We start from the raw sequence: 17,893 nt of genomic DNA, 5'->3' as shown, positions 1-17,893 counted from the left end.
GGGTGTCCGCGGTGGCTGGGCGGTCTCGATGTCGAGCAGCTCGGGGACTGTGCCGAAGACCTGAACACCAAGCACCCCGGCGGGGCCCGGCTCGTGTCTGATGGCTAGCCCAAACGCCGCCGCAACGACGACCATGCCTGGACAAGAGGATGCCTGGGGTGGCCGTTCCGTATCCGGCGCCATACACCAGCCGACCACCCCGGGCACCGCTCACTCTTCCACATCCTCACCCGGTGGTCGGACCAGATATCCCTCTATCGACGCTCCGGCGGTCGCGCCTATACGCCCCCTTGATCCCACCGGTACCCCTGGGCAGCATCACCTCGTCCAGAAGCCGAATGCTGGGAGTCCACAACCAGCCCGAAAGAAGGCGTCTGCCCCAGGCGCGCGCCCGAACCTCCCCGCAGGTACGGGGAGGAATTCTTCTCCGCCCGGGCTTCGATCCGGTAGGTGGGATCACGACGTCTACGCGAAGGGACTGTCGGCGAGCAGCGCGAAATCCTCAACCACGGTCAGCCCAATGCGTCGATCGCCCTCACGATCAGGGCGCGCGCATCCGCGCCGTACACAGCCATGCTCCGCAGCTGCTCGAACGCCTTTAGGTAGAGCTCGATTTCGCTCGGCTGCGTGATGTTCACCTGCGCGGACAGGAGCTCCACTGAGACAAGAGTGTCGTCGTAGACGTGGAAGGTCTCTTGCGGCCAGAGCGCCCGCTCCCGCGTCGCCATCGGGATGATGCCCAGTGACACCGCGGGTAGCGCCCCGACGGACAGCAGGTGCCCGAGCTGGGCCGCCGCCGACTCGGCGGTGCCGAGCTGGAAGTACAGCACCGACTCCTCGACGAGGAGCAAACACCGGTGTCCCGGCTCCCGGATGACCTGGGAGCGTTCGATCCGGGCCGCGGCCGCCTCCGCTCCGTCGTCGGGAATATCGAGGAGCCGTGCGTTCGTGCTGAGGACGGCGTTGGCGTAGCCCTCGGTCTGTACGAGGCCAGGCACGAGCGAGGGCGAGTACACCCGGAACACCCCCGTCGACCTGTACAGCTGCACGTAGCTGTCCTGGAGTTGCCGCAGCCCGGTGCGGACCCGGCGTCGCCACTCGGTGTAGAGCGTCTCGGCGTGCCGGGATGCTGCGATCAGGTCGTCTGCTCTGGCTGGCGCCTGGCAGGTAGCGCACCAGTCGCGAATATCCCGGATGGAGGGCGGTGTTTTCGCGTTCTCGATCCGGGACGTTTTCGCGTGGTGCCAGCCGCACTTGGCGGCCAGCTGGGTCACGGTCAGGCCGGCGTCCTGCCGGAGCTCGCGGAGCTGCCTAGCCACGCCTTCGCGGGCGGCCTGGGCCGAGGACGACGGTGAGATGGACATGCTGGTGCGGTGCTTCCTGTCAGAGGAGGTTGTACTGATCGTGCGGTACGGCCCGGTCCCACACGGCGTCGAAGGCGTCGGCGCACTGTTTCACAATGTGGGACTCGGTGCGGAGTTCAAGGCCCGGCTCGGCCCAGTTGCCCTCGCCGGTGAAGTGGTTGAAGAGGACCGACTGCCCATCGAAGATCCACAGGTCGTTGCCGGGCAGCATGAGGTCGGAAGTGTGACGGCGGGGTAGCCACCGAACTTGTTCCCCGGCATGGATGTTGACCGGGGTGCCCGCGTGCTCGTACCGGATGTAGTCGGTGACCGGCTCCGAGACGACGCGAGCCCGGCGCACGGTGACGCCGCGGGCGGTAGCGGCCCGGATGAGGTCGACCCACGGAGCCCAGTACGCGGATGCCGGGTCGGCGTCACGGTCGCCCGTGCGCCGCCAGAGCTCGAAGTCGTCAGCCTCGTCCCCGACCCCGTAGACATCTCGCATTTCGAGGTGCACCGCGGAGTGCTGGGCCGCTTCGAGGAGTTCGTCAAAGGCGACGTTCGGCGGCATCGCAGGCCTTCCTCAATGCGGGCACCATGCGGGCTGGGATGCGCACGACGGTCTCGTGGTCCGGGATGCCGTGCGCGTGGCCAGGGGCGGTGCTGTGGGAGCACTCTTCGAGCGTCGCCTCGTCAGCCTTGTAGCTCTGCATGACGATGTCTCGCGTCTCAGCGTCGACCCACACAGTGGGCGAGCCACTCTGCCCCGTGTCTGGGTCGATCCCGATGAACTCTAATTTCATTGCTGCCTCCGGCGTGAGTTCGGTGCACTGATGTGCATCAACCTGACGGGCTAGGCGGGTTCGGTCAAGGGCGTGTCCCGGCCATCTCTACCCGTCGAGGGAATATATGCACATCTACGCACATCGTTGGCGCGCACGCACGAACGCTCCCTACGGTCAGCGGTATTCACCGACCGACGGCGGGGGCATACCCATGACCATGACGATCAAGGTGTACCAGGTGACCAGGGACGGGCTCACGCGCGTATTACGGCCGGAGGCTGCGGTCACGCCGGCCAGCACAGTGGATCCGCGGAGCGCATTCCCGGACTGTCAGTGCCCCCGGTGCCGGAGCACGGGCACGAGTGACACCTCATACCGAGTGCTTCTCAGCCACACCACCACCTGTCCCGCGTGCCTGGACGGGGCTCCGTGTGTGACCGCGGGCGCACTCGGCCGGGCCTGGCGGCTGGGGCGGGCATGAGGTGCGACTCCGCTTGCGCGGAGAGTACTCACTGAAGAAGGAGTGACCACTCCCCCACCCCGGCTCCTTCGCTCGCGCGGAGAGCACGCGGCCCGGACTGGCATCCGGACCACTCTCGTGGACACACCTCCGCTCGCGCGGAGACGAACCCTCAACTGAAGCTGGAGTCTGACCCATCGGTTCACCTCCGCGCGAGCGGGGAAGTCACCGACGGCCCCACTAGCGCGACTGTTCGGGGCCTGCCTCGGGTGCAATCAGCGGCACGTTCAGCCCAGTGCAGCATCGAGGAGTGCAAAATGCTGTGCTCACGTCTGCTTGGACCGGTGAAGCGACGTGCGTTGGCATCAGCGCATCCGGCTCTTGGAAACGTCGGCGTCGTTCGGCTACGGGGAGAGATGCAACATCCGGGGTCAGGGAGTGACGGTTGGTCTCGGTGCTGACGGGGTGGCGGAGGTTGGGTATGGTTGCCGCGATTTCGTGGCACCGGTCGGCTGCGTGGGAGTCGACGCGCCCGGGCCGTGACGGAGGTGGTTTGGGTGGAGCTGGCCACGGCCTTCAACGACGCGTGGCACCAGGAGCCGGATCCGGCGGCCCGACCCGATGACCGTCGGCCGTCGAACTCACAGTGGGTACTCGTCTCGGCCCTGTGGTTGCTCGCCGCGTGGTCACTGGAATCCACACCCGGGTGGGCGTCGACGCTCGTGCTCCACAAGACCGGTGAACGCCGCGACGAGCCATGGCCGGCTTCGCCCGAGCACCTTGCCGCGGTCGCGGACCTGCCGGGGGTCACGGGCGCTGTCCCGTACGCCAGCATGTTGTCGAAGGAGGACCACTCCACGCCGCTCGAGGGACTGGTCTCGCTCATCGCCGGGGCGGCTCACGTCCACGACGCGCGTCGGACGTCGTTGGTGCGGTACTTCGCGGACGAGACAACCGGCCGGAAGGGCGACCTTCTCCGCCTCGCCACGACCGATGATGACCCAGCCCTGCACCTGTTGCACCGGGATTACTTCGGCACGGTGCGGATCACCCTCGCGCCGGCGCCTTCGGTGCGGCAGCCGCCGGTGATCGCGGACGACGGTGCTGACGGTGCCATCCGTACCCGGATTGCCTGCCTCGCCACGCTTCTGAGCAACCTCCTTATGGTGAACAACAACAACTCCGTCGACTTCCGGTTCCGGATCGGCACGCTTCCCGAAAGCGACACACGGGACGACGACCGCCTCGCCACCGCCACCCGCTGGTGGTCGGCCACCGCGAGGATGCCGAGGAGTACGCCGACGAAGAGCCGACGTTTCGCCCGATCACGTTCACCGAACTGCGGAAGTCGCTCCACAACGACGCCCGGCTCTCCCTCGTCGACATCTGGGACGGCTCGTGGAGCGGCATCGACGAGATGCCCGAGGTTCCGGCCAGCCACGTCGTGACTCATCTCGTCGATGACCTGGTCGACGTCATCGAGGGTCGGATGGGCGGCGCGCTCGTCGCAGTGAACGGGTACTTGCCTACCGAGTGGCCGCCGGCGGACCCAACCGACGAGGACGAGGACGGCGAGTACACGTACGTGCTGTTCGTCTGCGGCAACGACGTGGGCGTCCTTGACATCGACCGGTCCTGCTGAACGCGTAACCAAGCGTCGGCGCAAGGTGTTCCGTGATCGCGCGCAGTGTCGCTGTCGCATAGCGGGTGTTGGTTCGTCAGTGGTTGCGTAGCCGTCTCGTGGGGTTCGTGATCGGTTCCGCGGCCGCGAGGGCCGCGAGACGGAACCGAGCGCGGGGCTCACTCGACGCGCAGGCGGTACGGTCCGCTGCGACGGCGCCAGCTGCCTCACGCGGCTATGAAGAATGTGCTGACGGCCGCTCCGTCGAACACCTCCTCGCGTTGGCCTATGCAGCAGGACGGCCCGGCGTTCGCTGCGTGGAGGTCAGGCCACATGAGGGGAGAAGTGAGGTCCACCCGCACAGGCGAGAACGTGTGGGCCACGAGAATCCGCGGCACTCAAAGCCGCCGAGGACTGCACCCGTGCTGTCTGCCCAAGAATGCCCTCGGGTCCCCTCCGCACGAGCGGCGGTGAGTCGTGGTCTCTGAACGGCCTCTACTCCCCCGTTCCATATCCGGTGCTGTGCAAAGCGCTCGGGCGGGCTGGACGGTGGCCGCTCCCGGTGGAAGCCTGTTCCAACGTCGAGCGAGGTTCCACTCCCCCGCTGGTCTGGCGATCAGTTGGTCAAGGTCACCCGCGACCGGTCCATCCGTTGAAACAGACAGCAGTGGCTGTGTGCAACCGGGAAAAGCTCACTTCCCGTCAGAAAAGCGACTTGCAGAATGGTGCCGTACGCGGCCTATCTCAGCGTGGTTGGTATGGCGCGACACCGAAGCCGCTCCCAGGCCGCCAGGCGGGCACACAGGCGGTTTAGCCCCTCCGGGCGAGACGCCGAACGCGGCATATGAGTGAAGCGACTCCCCCGGTGGGCGGGTACCCCGACCCTGCAACTGGCCACGAGCGTGGTCTCTTCGATTGAAGGTCGACACATTCCCCTATGTGACGTGCTAGCCGCATCACTATGTATTGCCCCATATGTGGCACTCGGCGTCGCGCACGCAATGGCGTCGGACGCAATGGCAGCCTCTGCCTCCAACCAGGTGGACACCGACACTGCAGCACTTCACGACGTGCGTGTCCCACCAGAGAGCACTCACGACACCCGTACCGTCGATGATCACATGATGTCCATTTTATGACTGAAGGTGATCCCTGTGCCCGTCGCTGTCCACTCGCTCCCGGCCATTGATCTGATCGAGGTGAAACGTGCAGTGCAGCGGCGCCTTCAGCTCATGTCGGAGGGTGTACACCAGGCCAAGGTATTCGTGGTCGTCAATGGCAAGGGCGGCGTCGGCAAGAGCTCCCTGTCCGCAGCCCTGGGTGCGGCCTGGTCCGGAATCGGGCTACGAGTCCTGCTCATGGAGATGGACGAGCAAGGCAACAACGGCGAGGACCTCGGAACTACCGGAACCGTGCTCGCCGACGACGGCGAGGCCCAGGCCGCCGCAATCCTCGACGGCAAGCCACTCACCCCAACCGGCGAGGCACGCCCAGGCCTGTTTGTCGTGCCGGGCGGAGGTGTTCTCGAGGACGTCGTCGAAGAGCTGTACTGCCAGCGCCGTCTCGCCTCGCGCTACGACAATGCTGAAGACCAGAACGCCTGGATGGGTATGTACGCCGCAGCGATCGACGTCGTCCGCGACGACTACGACGTGATCATCTTGGACGTAGCCCCCGGGTCGGAACCCCTACAGCTCCAAGCACTCGCAGCGGGGGACCTGGTTCTCATCCCCTCCAAGTCCGACCCCTCCTCGCGCAAGGGGCTGCGCACGGTCGCCAGACGGTTCGGCCAGGCTCGCGTCCTCAACCCGATGCTGCGGCTGCTCGGCGTTGTCATTTTCGCCACCAACGCGAGGGCCACCAATGTTCAAGCCAAGATCAAGGAGCAACTGGAAGAGGATCTCAATGGCGCGGCCCCCGTCTTTAGCCAGACGATCCGCCACGTCGAGGCGGCAGCAGTGGCCTGCCGGATGGCCGGCCGTGTCGCCCACGAGATGAGGGCCAGCAAAGCAATTGAACCCAGCCTTCGACGTTCGGTGAAGGCACTCGCGGGGGACTACCAGTCGCTGGCCATCGAGATCATGCAGGCGAAAATCACGCTCGACCGCGATACCGGAACGGAGAATGAGGCGGCATGACCGAGACCACCAAAACGCCCAGGAAGCGGGGTGGGCTTCCCGACGACGACGGGCTCAAGGCCTTCGCCTCCGCGGCCAGCAACGCCTTCCAAGCCCCTCCCGTCCGGCGACGGGCTCCCACCACGGATACACCCGGTCCTGAAGCAGCCCCCACTCCGGCCCCGACTAGTGCAAACGCTGTTGAGCACGCGCCCGAGCCCGCGCTGCCCGCCGTTGCCAACCCGGGTGGACGCTCTGCGGAACCGGCAGTCGTCGTCGAGGTGCAGGTGCCGCAGCTGGGGGAGAGGGGGCAAGAGGCCGGCCAGTGCACGATCATGGTGAGTTCCGATGTGCGGAAGCGGTTCGCGCACTACCAGCTCACGCAGAAGATGACGACGGGGCATGAACCGACGAACGCTGTGGTGGTGCGTCGCGCTGTGCTCCACGCCAAGAAGCACGACTTGTTCGTGTCCCTGCGCGACGCCCTGCGGCACCGGAGGCAGCCGGCGCAGGAGGAGGACAGCGATCCGGACGGCCTGTTCGGTGAGGTGCCGACCCGGCGTACGGCCCGGGGGTCGGTCAAGGACAGCCGTCAGCAGAGCTTCCGTCCATCCAGTCGCGAGCTGGCAGTCATCGACGCCCTTGCCTCGGCGTACGCGTTCCCGAACCGTTCTGATTTCCTCAACAGCGCTCTGGATGCCTTCCTGCCGCCCTTGCCGGAGGCCGCACGCAGGAGAAGTACCGGCCAGGCGTAAATAGAAGGGGCGGCCTCAAAATGGGCCGCCCCTTCCTCGGTACGAGATGTCATCCGGCTGGCTTGCGCACGGCAATTGCCCGCCCGATCTTCCCGAGCGTCGTCTCGATCTCCTTCATGACCAGCATGGCGGCTTCGGGGTGTTCATCGATGGCGCGGCGGACCACTGGGCGGTTGATCGCCTTCGCTGCATCCGCGACAAGGGCGAGGCTCTGCATGAGCCGGCGCACGTCTTCTGACTCGGTCGGGTCAGGCTTCTCGCTTCGACCGTGCTCCTCGGATGCATTTGCCGAGGAGGCAGCCGCGTCGTGGCCCGGCTGCTTCGCACCGTTGCCGGTCCCGCCTGCTGCGAGAGGCTCCGAGAGCTCAAGGATCCCGCGGACCACACGCACGACCTCTGCAGGAGAAGCGCCTGAGGCAATGGCCGGCAGTTGCTTCACCACATCCTTCAACGCGCTGCTCGTCACCCGTCTTCCCTCGCGGGCCAGGGTGTCGTAGACGGCCACCGCTGCGTCTTCGCCGTTGCTCTTAGCGACGGACGTCAGCTCACGCACCTGGGACTCCCGGGGCCGCCAGCCGAGACTGGCGAGAGCCTCTCCAATGCGCCACTCGGCCATCAGCCGCTGGGAGTGCGACTCGGAGATCTCCCAGTTGATCCAGATGAAGTCTGCGAAGTTCGGCACACCGGAGTTCCGGTGCAGGTTGCCGGTCTTCATCGTTTCCAGAGCCTTGCCGGCGATCCAGAAAGCCTTGTGGAGATTGTCGACCCCTGCCTTGCACGCCTCGAAGGTCTCCTCCTCATCGGAGCTGAGTGCTCCTTCGCCTGCTGGGGGGCGGGGGAGTGGAATCGACTCCAGAGTCGTGCCGACCGGTGCCTTGATGACCACGCTTGCGTCTTGGACGACGCCCGGGTAGCCGCGCCCCATCAGGCCGGTGCCCGTGGTCTGGGGCGCTCCCGGCTCGTCATCGCTGAACAGGTCGCTGCCCATCAGCCTGTTGCCTTCCTGCAGTGCTCGAAGATCTCGGTGGTCAAGGACCGCATGTCATCGGCCAGGCCCACGATGGCGTCGGGTACGACGTCCGCGACCTTCGCGCGGCCTGCAGCCACGTCGTACCCCTTGGCGCTCATCGGCAGAAGCTCCGCGTACTCGGAGAACAACAGGCCCTTCTTGCGGGAGTTGCGGGCGGGCTTCTCCCGGTAGCCGACCACGGTCGAGAGGATCGGGGTCGTACTTCCGAGTACTGCGCGGATGTCCTCCTTCACTTCAGCGTGCATCGACGTGGCGGTCGGGTTGGACGCATAGAGGAAGGCGCCTCCGACGCGCAGGTGCGGGTTCACCTGGCGGCGCACCATCTTGAAGTTGCGGGAGATGCGTTCCATGCCGTGGATAGAGGAGTCATCCGACCGGGTGGGCACCACCAGGACACGGGCCGCTGCGACGGCCAGTTGCTCAAGCGAGTCGTTCTCGGGAGCACTGTCGATGACGATCTGGTCGTACCAGCCGGCGATGGGTGCCAGTGAGCGAGCCAGGGAGAGTGCCACACCGGCGCCTTCGGACATCATCCGGTGCATCAGCAGCTGGATCAGTTCGCCCACTGTCTCGCCGCCCGGCACGACGTCCAGGTTGGGGCGCACTTCACGGACAGGCAGAAGCGGAGAGCGGTCGTAGACAGCGCGATACAGGCCCTGTCCGTTTATGACGGACGGTCCCACGGGCTGAATGCCTCTGCCATATCGCTTGATGCCGAGGTCGTCATCATCCTGGCTTGTCAGGCAGATCAGCAGGGTGCGCCGGCCCTCTGCTGCCGAAGCACCGGCCAGATGTGCGGCGATAGTGCTTTTGCCGACGCCGCCCTTGCCTGTGCCGATCACGACGCTGTTCACTGCCGGGTCGATCAGTTCCAAGGGATCGTTGAGCACCGCAACCGGCCTCCTTGCGTACCCCACATCCGCGTCCGAACAGGCGCGGCACCCGCATCGTGGCACACCGGAATCCGTCCATGAAGGGTTATCGAGGGTGGACTCCCCAATTGGGGAGTCTGAAGCACATCCCCATTGCCCCAAGGGGCCAACCAACGCTTCGCCTGCACTGGGCCATCGGCATGCGGGTAGTTGGCAGCGTGAGGTGGGGCCAGCCGACGCAACAGACGGACTCAGGCGGGGTCCAACAACTGCGCGTTGCCTTGTGACACCGCCTGCTGAGGCCCAGCGCACGTCCTGACACTACGAGGTCGCGCTCACGAGGCGGGTGAGTATTACGGCGTAATACTTGATGGCCTAGTCCCAGATAAGGGTGAGCTGTTCACAAGTGGACCCGACCAGCGATGCGGCGAGCCGTTGAAGATCGCTTGGCGTTCGTCAGCTGATTCGCTCGCAGCGGTGGAGTTGGGGGAGCGGCTGTCAGTGGACCGGGGCCTGATCAAGCGCGTGACACATGGATCCTACGAAGACCTACGCCCCTCTCTCACCAGTACTTGCCGTTCGATGTCGCAGAGCTATGGGTCGGCCTGCTCCGTCCGAATGTCCGCCTCGAGGTGGCCACGACGGCAGACATAGCCGTGGGCCACATCGGCGGATTGCCGCAACTGTCGGCGGATGTGGAGTGGCCGTCGTGGGAAGGCCACGGGCCGCTTTCGTTCATTGCCTCAGTGGACTGCGCCATGCTGCCTGCGGGCGCTGTGGACATCATGCTCCCGATCGGGGGGACCTTGTCCTTCATTCCGGTGGTGCAGGCTCGACCCAGCCGACAGGCCCACGCAGCAACTCAGCTGGGGCAACTCGTGGACCAGGGCGATGCAATACGCCCCCGCGAGATCAGGGCATCGTTCTCTGAGTCACCGTAGCTGGCAGCAGTCGCAGTCCTGGCCGCGATCCCCACGCATACCTCTTGCTGGCATCGGCCGGCGCCGAGCGGCGGCCGATAGAGCCGTCTCGTTGGATGCCGGGGGAGTGGTGCTGTACCGCCGCGCCCCGAGAAGGCCGAAGTACTACATCACTTGCCCGGGCATGACCGGCACGCCTTCATGGCTGCCTAGGGAAAGCCGCGATGCACAGACTTCACGGGTGGGGAGCACGCGTCATTACGAGACGAGGCACGAGCACGGAACGAGTCGGTATTACGGCGTAATACTTGGCGAAGCTAGCGTGTTGATGCTGCGTCTGATCGCGTACGTTAGTAAGGTATCTTCCATGAGTTCGTCATCCCCAGGCGGCGACCGCGAGAAGGTCGTCTCAAAGATCCCCGTCGCACTACAGCTGGACCTGAAGATCCGGGCCGCCCAGCACGGCATCGACATTCAGCACGCCGTCGAAGCCGGCATCGAGGCCTGGCGCGGGCTCGGGTCCAACCTCGCCCCCATCGACACTTCCGGCGCCAAGTCCTTCGCCACCTTCCTCCCCGCAGGCCAATGGGACAACTTCCGTGCCGACTGCGCCTCCCGCGGAGTCTCCATCATCCAAGGCCTCGCTCAATCAGTGCAGATGTGGCTCGAGACCAACCCGGCTCCCACCGTGGTACGCCCCGAGCACCCCAAGCGGATCGTCGTCTGCAACCAGAAGGGCGGCGTCGGCAAGACCGCCATCACCGCCGGCACAGGTGAGGCCCTGGCTGAAGACGCCAATCAGCTCCACCCCGTGCGGATCTCCAAGCACTTCGCAGCCGCCCTGTCCGAGGATGACGATGACTCTCCCCTCGACTACGAGGACCTGCCGGGCCTTGGCATGAGGGTTCTCTTGGTCGACTTCGACCCCCAGTGCCACCTCACCAAACAGCTTGGCCAGGAACCTCTGCCGCTCGAGGGCGACAGCCTCACCAAGCACATGTCGGGCGAGGCCAAGGGTCAACTGCGTGACCTCATCGTGCCGATAGAGGACGCCCGGTTCGGTGACCGCCTGCACCTCCTGCCCGCGTGCACCGACGCATTCCTCCTGGACGTCAAGCTCTCCGGCGTCCGCGCCCGAGAGGCAGCACTGGAAAGGGCACTCACCGCTGTCGAGGACGATTACGACGCAGTCCTCATCGACTGCCCGCCCAGCCTCGGCCTGAGCATGGACGCCGCCGCGTACTACGGGCGCCGCCGCCCCGGAGAGGCCCCCGGAAACTCCGGTGTACTTGTCGTCGTCCAGGCTGAAGACAGCTCCGCCGACGCCTACGGACTTCTCACCTCGCAGATCGAAGACCTGCGCAACGACATGCACCTCGAACTCGACTACCTCGGCATTGTCGTGAACCACTACGACGCCCGACGTGGATACATCGCCACGTCATCCCTCGAGTCGTGGATGGACATAAAGGATCCCCGAGTAGTCGGAGTCATCGGAGACCTCAAGGAGCAGAAGGAGGCCGTGCGCGTGAAGCAACCCCTGCTGGCGTACTCGCCCCGCTGTGACCAGTCCGTCGGAATGCGGGCCCTGGCCCGGGAGATCTCATGAGCAAGGCAGACAGGCTCGGCGCCGGTGCGTCGTTCGGACAGACACAGACCATTAGCGCACGCCGCGCCGCGATCAACGCCAACACCAGCGCCCCGACGGAGGGAGCACCGCCCCCCGTCAAGCTGCCTGTTGACCTCATCAGTCTGAACCCGGACAACCCACGGTCGGAACTCGGCGACCTGACCGACCTCAGCGCCAGTCTTCGCGACCACGGTCAGAAGACCGCGATCAGCATCATGGGCCGGTTCGCCTACCTCGAGGGCAACCCCGAGCGAGAGCACGACCTTGAGCCGGACACCAAGTACGTCGTCATCGACGGCAACTCCCGTCTCGCCGCGTCTCGGGAAGCCGGCCTCACCGACATCAAGGTCATGCTCGACGACGACCTCGGCAGCAACCCCGACGAAATACTGGAATCGGCCCTCGTCGCCAACATCCACCGCCAGGACCTCGACCACCTCGACGAAGCCAAAGCCCTCGACCAACTACTGAAGGTCCACGGCACACAGGAGGCGCTCGCGGCCCGACTCCACCGCTCCCAGGGATGGGTGTCCCAGAGGCTCGCACTCCTCACCCTGACCCCCGAGCTGAAGCAGAGGCTGCAGTCCGGTGAGGAATCCGCAGCGCTTCTAAGGCGAGTCGGCAAGAAGAAGGCCGAAGAGCAGGAGGTGCACCTGCGGCTGCTCAAGGAAAGGGAAGCGCAGGAAGCCGCAGACAAGAAGGCTCGCGCAAAGCAGCGTGTCGCAAGCAGTCACAGGCAGCCCTCCCAGACTCCGCCCGCCGAGAACCTCTTGAGCGGGCCGTCCAAGCCGGTAGGGGAAGACGCGCCGTCTCCCGATCATTACGCCGTAATGAATGGGTCCGCTTCTGACGAGACAGCTGGGAGCGATCTGCCGAAGCCGCGAGAGGCCGCTGGCACTGCGATCCGGCTGCCATCCCTTGATCCTGGGGCTCTGTCGCAGCTGATCATTGCTGAGCTCGATGCCCCGACAAGGCGGAAGCTCACCGAGCTGCTGGTGGACTACAAAATCGAAGAGACAAAGAGGATGCGAGCTGAGCAAGCCTCAGCAGCCGGAAGGAAGTAGAAATCGGCGTCACGGCCCCACCTCCCGCCTGTCGGCGGGAGGTGGGGCCGCTGCCTTGTATGACCGCGCCTCAGGGCATCCCGCCCGGCTCCCCTGACAGGGGCATGGGGGAGTGCGCCAAGTCCGCCGGTCGTTCTCCACCCAGTTTCCGCGGAGCCCTTGGCCACGCATGCTGGAGCACCGCTTGGTTGGGTCACAGACACCGTCGAGGAGCCTTGAACCCGTAGAGAACGTTTCTACTCACGCAGCACACTGCTGCGCGATGTGCCTGAGGAACTGCCATCGGGGAACTGAACAGGCCGTCATTCGCTGCTGTCCACCATGGCAGATGTGCAACGCTGTCGAAGTGACTGATCCTTTCCTGGCCGAGCTCGCTGCACGCCAGCCTCTGCCCCCGCCCCCGGACTGGGTGGTCGAGCAGGGGATCGGTGCGGGCGCCGGATCGTCGCAGTGCATCAGGGCTGGTGTCGGCCAGCCGGGCCACGGGTCAAGGGCATCTCTCGCGAGCAGGCGCTGAGCCTGGTGGCCGGGGACACCGCTCTGACCTGCCAAAGGTGCCAGCCTGACACCCAGCTCAGCGTGCTCTGACCCCCGAGCCGCCGCATCCTGAAGGCATGCGCTCAGCCCCGATAGTCGTGCACCCAGCGTCCCCCACCGGCGGCCGCCGGGTCACCGCGTACGGGCACATCCTCGGCCTCGCCCACGACGATCACGACTTGGTGGAATTCCTCAGCCGTGCCGGGCTGCCGGACGCGGAGAGGATAATCGATGATCCGCAGATGGTGGAGTGGCGAGGAGGCCGCGCCCACCAATGGCACGCGGCCTAACGCACGCCAGTAGTGTCCCGACATGGACTGGGGAGACGCGCCCGCATGGGCTGCATTTGCGTTGTCGGGTGGGGCCTTGTGGATCAGCATCAAGGCACGCGGGGATGGGAAACGATCAGCGGACGCCGCCGAGGCCTCGGTGGAGGAAGCACGGGAGTCACGAGCAGAGGCCCGGCGATCAGGCGATGCGGCAGAGCGATCAGCGATCGCCGCTGAAGAGACATTGGCTGACCAGCGACGGGAGGCCGATGCTCGACGATCAGCCCAGGCGGAGGCCAACCGACCACGTCCTGAGCTCAGCATCGAGCACAGCAGGAAGGCAGTGTGGCAGCTCATCAATTCGGGCACCGCAGCTGCGCGGCAGATTCGTTGCACCGAGCTACCCACTGCGATGGCACGGGGCTTGGAAGGCGACATCACGCTTGAGCCCGGGGAGGTGAGCGAGTTCATGATGGCGGCTTCCATGGGGTCCCCGATTCCGCCAGTGCTGCGTTTCGTCTGGGAGGGGCAGGACCAGCCGGTGCCGCTTCGCGTCCCGCCCCGTATCGGCTGAACCTTGTGCAGGGGCGGGCCTGTGCTCAGGCCCGCCCCTGCACAATCAGTCGACGCGAAGAGTCCGGGCCTCTCGTGCAATGCGCTCAGCCAGCTGCCCCGCTGCGACCGCGCGCTGTCGATCTTCGCCGGTCAGGTGCTCAGCGGGTGAGAGCGCTATGCCGCTCGCGTCGAGCAGAAGCCGGGCTTTCCAGGCCAGCGGGTACAGGTCAGCTGAGTCGTAGCAGTCTGTCCATGGGATTCGGTGGCCTGTCGAAGGGCAAACACGGTCTGCGTGGGCGGTAGCGAGGAGGTGGTGGGCTTCTTCACCGCCGAGCAGCGTGTCGTATGGCTCGCCGTGTTGGCGGCTGATGAACTTCGCGGCGTTCGCACGGGCGTGGTGCACGTCGTCCTCCTAGGACGTTCAGGCCCCGCGCCTATTCAAAGCCTAAGGCACGGGGCTGACAACGCTCCTCCGGCGGATCTCAGAAGCCAGCGAAGCGACCAGGCTTCCTTCCGGCGTCGGGGCCTTCGAGGTCGCGAGCTGCGCTGCGTGCGTCGTCCATCAGGTGCCGCTCGTTGGTGGCTCCGGATGCGTTCACCCCGGCATCTTCCAAAGCCTGGGCGAGGTCGCGGAGAAGACGGGCAAGACGCTGCGGATCATCTGCGTAAGACACGCGTACTCCAAGGGCTGGGAACTGTCCGGCGTGGTCGGCCGTACCCCTTAGTTATGGGGCCGGTCTGGCCAAATGTGACGCCCGGAGAGGTCACATATCAGTCACTCTCCCGCGTCCAGGTGCGACCGCAGTTGGTGCAGCGGACGACGGGGGGCGGCCCGGCTCCGCCGTGGAGGTCGACCGCGCCGTCGCACCTAGTCTGTCGCAGGTCGCGAGCGGGACAGTCTCAGGCGCGGGGGGCATCAGGTGGAGTGGGAACTGGTCGCGGCCGGCCTCGCGGTCGGGATGCTGATCGCTGCGGTGACCTCGCCGGTTGGAGTGTCCGGGGCGGTGTTCCTGCTCCCCGTACAACTCAGCATCTTCGCCGTGCCCAACCCGGCCGCAACACCGACCAACCTGCTCTACAACGTGGTGGCGGGGCCCGGCGCACTGCTGCGCTATCGACGCGACGGCGCCCTCGGCGGACCGCTCGTGCGCCGTCTGGTGCTGGGCACGCTGCCCGGCGTGATTCTCAGAGCGGTCATCCGCGTGTTCGCCCTTCCGGGCCCGAACGTCTTCCGCTTCCTGGTCGCCGCTCTCATGCTGCCGCTCGGAACCTGGCTCATCATCACGACCCTCCGCCCGAAGCCTCCGGGGACTCAACACCCTCAGCCTGCGCCCCGGACGGTCACCTCCCTGGCGCTCGCGGTCGGGATCGTGGGCGGCATCTATGGCATCGGCGGCGGTTCGATCCTCGGCCCCATCCTGGTCGGCCGCGGCGTCCCCGTCTCCCAGGTCGCCCCAGCCGCACTCGCCTCCACCTTCGCCACCTCGCTGGTTGGCGCCTCGACCTACGCCCTACTGTCCCTGAACCACAGCGGCAGCATCGCCCCCGACTGGCTTCTCGGCCTGGCTTGCGGTCTGGGCGGCCTCGTGGGGAGCTACCTCGGCACCCGCCTCCAGTCGCGAATGCCCGAGACCCTCCTCCGCTTGCTCCTTGGAACTTTGGCCGCCGGGCTAGGCACGGTCTATGCGATCAACGCACTGAGCTGAGCTGAGCAGCCTCTCAACCTTTACCGTCCCGACAGAACTCCGGGGCCGTGCCCCGACTGCCTCATGGGCCGTCTATCACGCGAGGATGCGGTCCGGAGGAGTTCGAGCTTCAGACAGCCTCGTCGCGGGGCGAGTAGCCGGGCCAAGGTGGGGCCTGTCGCGCAGGAGATTCGACGGTACTTCTGCGCTTGGACTGTCGATGAGCTGACCTAACGCGCCCGTGCGACCCCATGGGCGACCTTCTGATGCTTTGGCCATGGGCCGACCGTCGAGCATATGACGTCACCTCTGGAGCACGTATGCGCAGAATGTGAGTGCTTACACCCGATCAGGGACGTGTACCGCCTGGGCGACGGCACCTATCGGTGTGATGAGTGCTACGAGCGGCTGGAGCTGGACCACCTCATCAGTGAGCGACAACCACCCAGCGACACCGCCCCGCCGCGGCCCCGCGAAGCTGGCCACGGCGAAAGTAAGGCCGCCTGAAATGAACGTTCAACTGGCCGACAACTCCCACCCCCCAGCTCCCATCCCGTCCCCCTCCGGCCAACACATCGTGGGGCGGGCGTGGTTCAGGGCGTCAAGGTGGAGCGCGCCACCGTACAACCAAGCCCTGACACAAGTAGGCGAAGCGCTGGGCACGATCGACGTCCCGGTAGTGGTGTCCCCTCGGATCAACTCGGCACATACGCGGCACCCGGCGTGGGAGGGACACGTCGAAACTCTGCGAAAGGCAGGCGTGAAACTGGTCTACGGGACTGACGTCTGGCTACTGGACGAACCGCGTCAGGGCCCGGCCGATCGGGCGCTTCCTTGGGCCGCGATCTTGGAGTCTGCAAACCGGGTACGGGGGAATTGAGCAGGCCATCATTGACTGCTGTACACGTCTCGCTCCAGCCAACCGGAGCGACATCTGCTTTGTAAGTTCGAGCGCGCTATCTGCTCGCCTGGGTGGCGGGCTTATGGCGCGGTGCAGTGTGTACCTCCAGATGCAATCAAGGCCGCTTCGGTCTGCCGACGTTGCCGTCAGAGACTGCCGTCATTCGACTCGTAGAGGGCCCGCGTGACGGATGAGCGGGAGGTTCGCACACGAGGCATCGTCAAGACCTGGATCAGTCAGATGAGCTGGTCCCGGTGCCTCAGCTGCTGGCTTGCTGCGTTTCGGACGCGGCGTGTTCTTCCACGTTCGGCCAGCAGCCTGAGGGCCTCGGGTGAGGACGCGATCTGCGTGGTGGCGGCCATGCGCTGGAACCAGTCGGTTGCTCCAGTGAGCTCTTCAGCAGTCCATGGCTCGCCCAGGGCAATGGTTCTGAGCAGGGTCCACTCGCGCAGACGGAGGGTGAGGAAGTCTCGATCCGCGATCACTTCGGTCAGGGTTTGGGCCCAGGCCGTGAACTTGGCGTCGGTCAGCAGGTCGGCGGCCCGGCGGTCCAGATGCCGGCCTACCGCGCTGTCCGCCATCGTCGCGTCCTGGTCGCACAAAACGGCGGCCACCAGGGCAACCTCATCCGTCTCGGCGACGGCCTCCAGGGCCTGCAGGTAGCGGACGAAGCGCCGATGCTCGGCAGGCTCCTCGTCGAGGTGAGGGCTGGTCATGCCGCGATCCCTTCCGGCCACTCAATCACCTGTCCGTACTCGAAGCAGGCACCGGCCTGGACCAGGGAAACCAGGTGGGGTGCGTTTACTGCCCGCCAGCTGGCCTGCGCGGACTCGATCAGCTTGAACACCGTACTCAGCTCGGCGACCTGGCTGCCGGCGCCCTTGGCACACGCACACCGAAGGCGCGACGCTGATTCGCTGCGGCCGGCAGATTTACAGTCCGCGCCCAGCCTGCCCGCGGCCCAGGAACTTCCTCAGTCGCTGAATTTGGCCCCACACCAACCCCACAGGCCAGCAACAAGAGTTGGGGATGGCAGAGGATGTCGGGATGGCCACTCCCAGAATCCATGTCGCCGCGTACGCGATCCGGCATTCCACCATTCCCGAGCTCCTCGTATTCGACCACCTGGGCATTCCAGAGGCCGGTACTCAGGTCCCCCGCGGGCGGGCGTCCAGCCTGGCGGAGACTTGAGACATGCCGTCCTACGAGAAGTCGCTGAAGAGACCGGGCTGCTGACCGACCCGGTGATCAGGGAGAGCGCCAAGACGCCATGGTCGCGCCCCGGTGCTGCCCCATGAAGCGTCGTGATCTTGCCAAGGCAACGCCTGGACTGTTCCAAGGGGCCAATG

At 65.9% G+C, this 17,893-nt stretch carries 18 protein-coding genes; 11 read left to right on the top strand and 7 right to left on the bottom strand.

Annotation, left to right across the window (positions count from 1 at the left end):
- Positions 1-512: 512 nt before the first annotated feature.
- Genes OG963_RS43085 through OG963_RS43075 form a run of 3 tightly spaced genes read right to left on the bottom strand, consistent with a single transcriptional unit; the run spans position 513 to position 2,146 of the window.
- Positions 513-1,364: a helix-turn-helix transcriptional regulator gene (locus tag OG963_RS43085; RefSeq protein WP_331749868.1), complete on the bottom strand. Its 852-nt coding sequence runs from the start codon at positions 1,362-1,364 to the stop codon at positions 513-515.
- A gap of 19 nt (positions 1,365-1,383) precedes the next feature.
- Positions 1,384-1,914: a DUF6879 family protein gene (locus OG963_RS43080; RefSeq protein ID WP_331749865.1), complete on the bottom strand. Its 531-nt coding sequence runs from the start codon at positions 1,912-1,914 to the stop codon at positions 1,384-1,386.
- A complete protein-coding gene (locus OG963_RS43075; protein WP_331749862.1) occupies positions 1,892-2,146 on the bottom strand; it encodes a hypothetical protein in 255 nt (84 codons plus the stop codon). The genes OG963_RS43080 and OG963_RS43075 overlap by 23 nt, the downstream gene beginning before the upstream one ends.
- A 1,706-nt stretch (positions 2,147-3,852) precedes the next feature.
- On the opposite strand from OG963_RS43075, the gene OG963_RS43070 reads away from it, so the two are divergent.
- The 3 genes from OG963_RS43070 (at position 3,853) to OG963_RS43060 (ending at position 7,081) form a co-directional block, all read left to right on the top strand.
- Complete coding sequence (locus OG963_RS43070) at positions 3,853-4,230, top strand: hypothetical protein (RefSeq protein ID WP_331749859.1); 378 nt, start codon at positions 3,853-3,855, stop codon at positions 4,228-4,230.
- A 1,133-nt stretch (positions 4,231-5,363) separates the two neighbouring features.
- Positions 5,364-6,347 carry a ParA family protein gene (locus OG963_RS43065; RefSeq protein ID WP_331749856.1) on the top strand — a complete coding sequence of 328 codons (984 nt, stop codon included), beginning with the start codon at positions 5,364-5,366 and terminating at the stop codon, positions 6,345-6,347.
- A complete protein-coding gene (locus OG963_RS43060) occupies positions 6,344-7,081 on the top strand; it encodes a hypothetical protein (protein WP_331749854.1) in 738 nt (245 codons plus the stop codon). Before OG963_RS43065 ends, OG963_RS43060 begins: the two co-directional genes overlap by 4 nt.
- 49 nt (positions 7,082-7,130) lie before the next feature.
- Here OG963_RS43060 and OG963_RS43055 read toward each other — a convergent pair whose 3' ends face one another.
- Both OG963_RS43055 and OG963_RS43050 read right to left on the bottom strand, forming a co-directional pair.
- Positions 7,131-8,069: a hypothetical protein gene (locus OG963_RS43055; RefSeq protein ID WP_331749852.1), complete on the bottom strand. Its 939-nt coding sequence runs from the start codon at positions 8,067-8,069 to the stop codon at positions 7,131-7,133.
- Entirely contained in the window at positions 8,069-9,001 is a 933-nt protein-coding gene (locus tag OG963_RS43050; RefSeq protein WP_331749850.1) for an AAA family ATPase, read from the bottom strand. The genes OG963_RS43055 and OG963_RS43050 overlap by 1 nt, the downstream gene beginning before the upstream one ends.
- Positions 9,002-9,615: 614 nt before the next feature.
- On the opposite strand from OG963_RS43050, the gene OG963_RS43045 reads away from it, so the two are divergent.
- The 6 genes from OG963_RS43045 to OG963_RS43020 all read left to right on the top strand — a co-directional run bounded on the left by OG963_RS43045 (position 9,616) and on the right by OG963_RS43020 (position 13,977).
- On the top strand, positions 9,616-9,924 hold the full coding sequence (locus tag OG963_RS43045) for a DUF1963 domain-containing protein (RefSeq protein WP_331749848.1): 309 nt from the start codon (positions 9,616-9,618) through the stop codon (positions 9,922-9,924).
- Positions 9,925-10,270: 346 nt separating this feature from the next.
- Positions 10,271-11,512 (top strand): ParA family protein, encoded by a 1,242-nt coding sequence (locus tag OG963_RS43040; RefSeq protein WP_331749846.1) that lies wholly within the window; start codon positions 10,271-10,273, stop codon positions 11,510-11,512.
- The gene (locus tag OG963_RS43035; protein ID WP_331749844.1) at positions 11,509-12,597 is read left to right on the top strand and encodes a ParB/RepB/Spo0J family partition protein; all 1,089 of its coding nucleotides are present in this window, start codon (positions 11,509-11,511) and stop codon (positions 12,595-12,597) included. Before OG963_RS43040 ends, OG963_RS43035 begins: the two co-directional genes overlap by 4 nt.
- Before the next feature lie 405 nt (positions 12,598-13,002).
- Complete coding sequence (locus OG963_RS43030; protein ID WP_371800422.1) at positions 13,003-13,185, top strand: DUF6233 domain-containing protein; 183 nt, start codon at positions 13,003-13,005, stop codon at positions 13,183-13,185.
- Between the two features lie 26 nt (positions 13,186-13,211).
- Positions 13,212-13,424, top strand: coding sequence for a hypothetical protein (locus OG963_RS43025; protein ID WP_331749842.1), 213 nt, complete (start codon positions 13,212-13,214; stop codon positions 13,422-13,424).
- 22 nt (positions 13,425-13,446) lie between these two features.
- Positions 13,447-13,977: a hypothetical protein gene (locus OG963_RS43020; RefSeq protein WP_331749840.1), complete on the top strand. Its 531-nt coding sequence runs from the start codon at positions 13,447-13,449 to the stop codon at positions 13,975-13,977.
- 463 nt (positions 13,978-14,440) lie between these two features.
- Here the strand turns inward: OG963_RS43020 and OG963_RS43015 are convergent, their stop codons facing one another.
- Positions 14,441-14,632, bottom strand: coding sequence for a hypothetical protein (locus OG963_RS43015; protein ID WP_331749836.1), 192 nt, complete (start codon positions 14,630-14,632; stop codon positions 14,441-14,443).
- Positions 14,633-14,878: 246 nt separating this feature from the next.
- Here OG963_RS43015 and OG963_RS43010 point away from each other — a divergent pair, with 246 nt between their 5' ends.
- Positions 14,879-15,664, top strand: coding sequence for a sulfite exporter TauE/SafE family protein (locus OG963_RS43010; RefSeq protein WP_331749834.1), 786 nt, complete (start codon positions 14,879-14,881; stop codon positions 15,662-15,664).
- Positions 15,665-16,780: 1,116 nt separating this feature from the next.
- Here OG963_RS43010 and OG963_RS43005 read toward each other — a convergent pair.
- A complete protein-coding gene (locus OG963_RS43005; RefSeq protein ID WP_331749832.1) occupies positions 16,781-17,260 on the bottom strand; it encodes a hypothetical protein in 480 nt (159 codons plus the stop codon).
- Positions 17,261-17,591: 331 nt separating this feature from the next.
- On the opposite strand from OG963_RS43005, the gene OG963_RS43000 reads away from it, so the two are divergent.
- Positions 17,592-17,735: a hypothetical protein gene (locus OG963_RS43000; RefSeq protein ID WP_371800379.1), complete on the top strand. Its 144-nt coding sequence runs from the start codon at positions 17,592-17,594 to the stop codon at positions 17,733-17,735.
- The last annotated feature ends 158 nt before the right edge of the window (positions 17,736-17,893 follow it).

This window comes from Streptomyces sp. NBC_01707 (genome assembly GCF_041438805.1).
Lineage (GTDB): Bacteria > Actinomycetota > Actinomycetes > Streptomycetales > Streptomycetaceae > Streptomyces.
The sequence above is the reverse complement of the archived record's forward strand: the minus strand, read 5'-3'. Positions and strand labels throughout refer to the sequence as shown.

Bases quoted from the DNA above. Each gene is read 5' to 3' on its own strand.
- OG963_RS43025 (WP_331749842.1), top strand. From the start codon at position 13,212: ATGCGCTCAGCCCCGATAGTCGTGCACCCAGCGTCCCCCACCGGCGGC.
- OG963_RS43085 (WP_331749868.1), bottom strand. From the start codon at position 1,364: ATGTCCATCTCACCGTCGTCCTCGGCCCAGGCCGCCCGCGAAGGCGTG.
- OG963_RS43000 (WP_371800379.1), top strand. From the start codon at position 17,592: ATGGCCACTCCCAGAATCCATGTCGCCGCGTACGCGATCCGGCATTCC.
- OG963_RS43040 (WP_331749846.1), top strand. From the start codon at position 10,271: ATGAGTTCGTCATCCCCAGGCGGCGACCGCGAGAAGGTCGTCTCAAAG.
- OG963_RS43080 (WP_331749865.1), bottom strand. From the start codon at position 1,914: ATGCCGCCGAACGTCGCCTTTGACGAACTCCTCGAAGCGGCCCAGCAC.
- OG963_RS43060 (WP_331749854.1), top strand. From the start codon at position 6,344: ATGACCGAGACCACCAAAACGCCCAGGAAGCGGGGTGGGCTTCCCGAC.
- OG963_RS43020 (WP_331749840.1), top strand. From the start codon at position 13,447: ATGGACTGGGGAGACGCGCCCGCATGGGCTGCATTTGCGTTGTCGGGT.
- OG963_RS43055 (WP_331749852.1), bottom strand. From the start codon at position 8,069: ATGGGCAGCGACCTGTTCAGCGATGACGAGCCGGGAGCGCCCCAGACC.
- OG963_RS43005 (WP_331749832.1), bottom strand. From the start codon at position 17,260: ATGACCAGCCCTCACCTCGACGAGGAGCCTGCCGAGCATCGGCGCTTC.
- OG963_RS43035 (WP_331749844.1), top strand. From the start codon at position 11,509: ATGAGCAAGGCAGACAGGCTCGGCGCCGGTGCGTCGTTCGGACAGACA.
- OG963_RS43075 (WP_331749862.1), bottom strand. From the start codon at position 2,146: ATGAAATTAGAGTTCATCGGGATCGACCCAGACACGGGGCAGAGTGGC.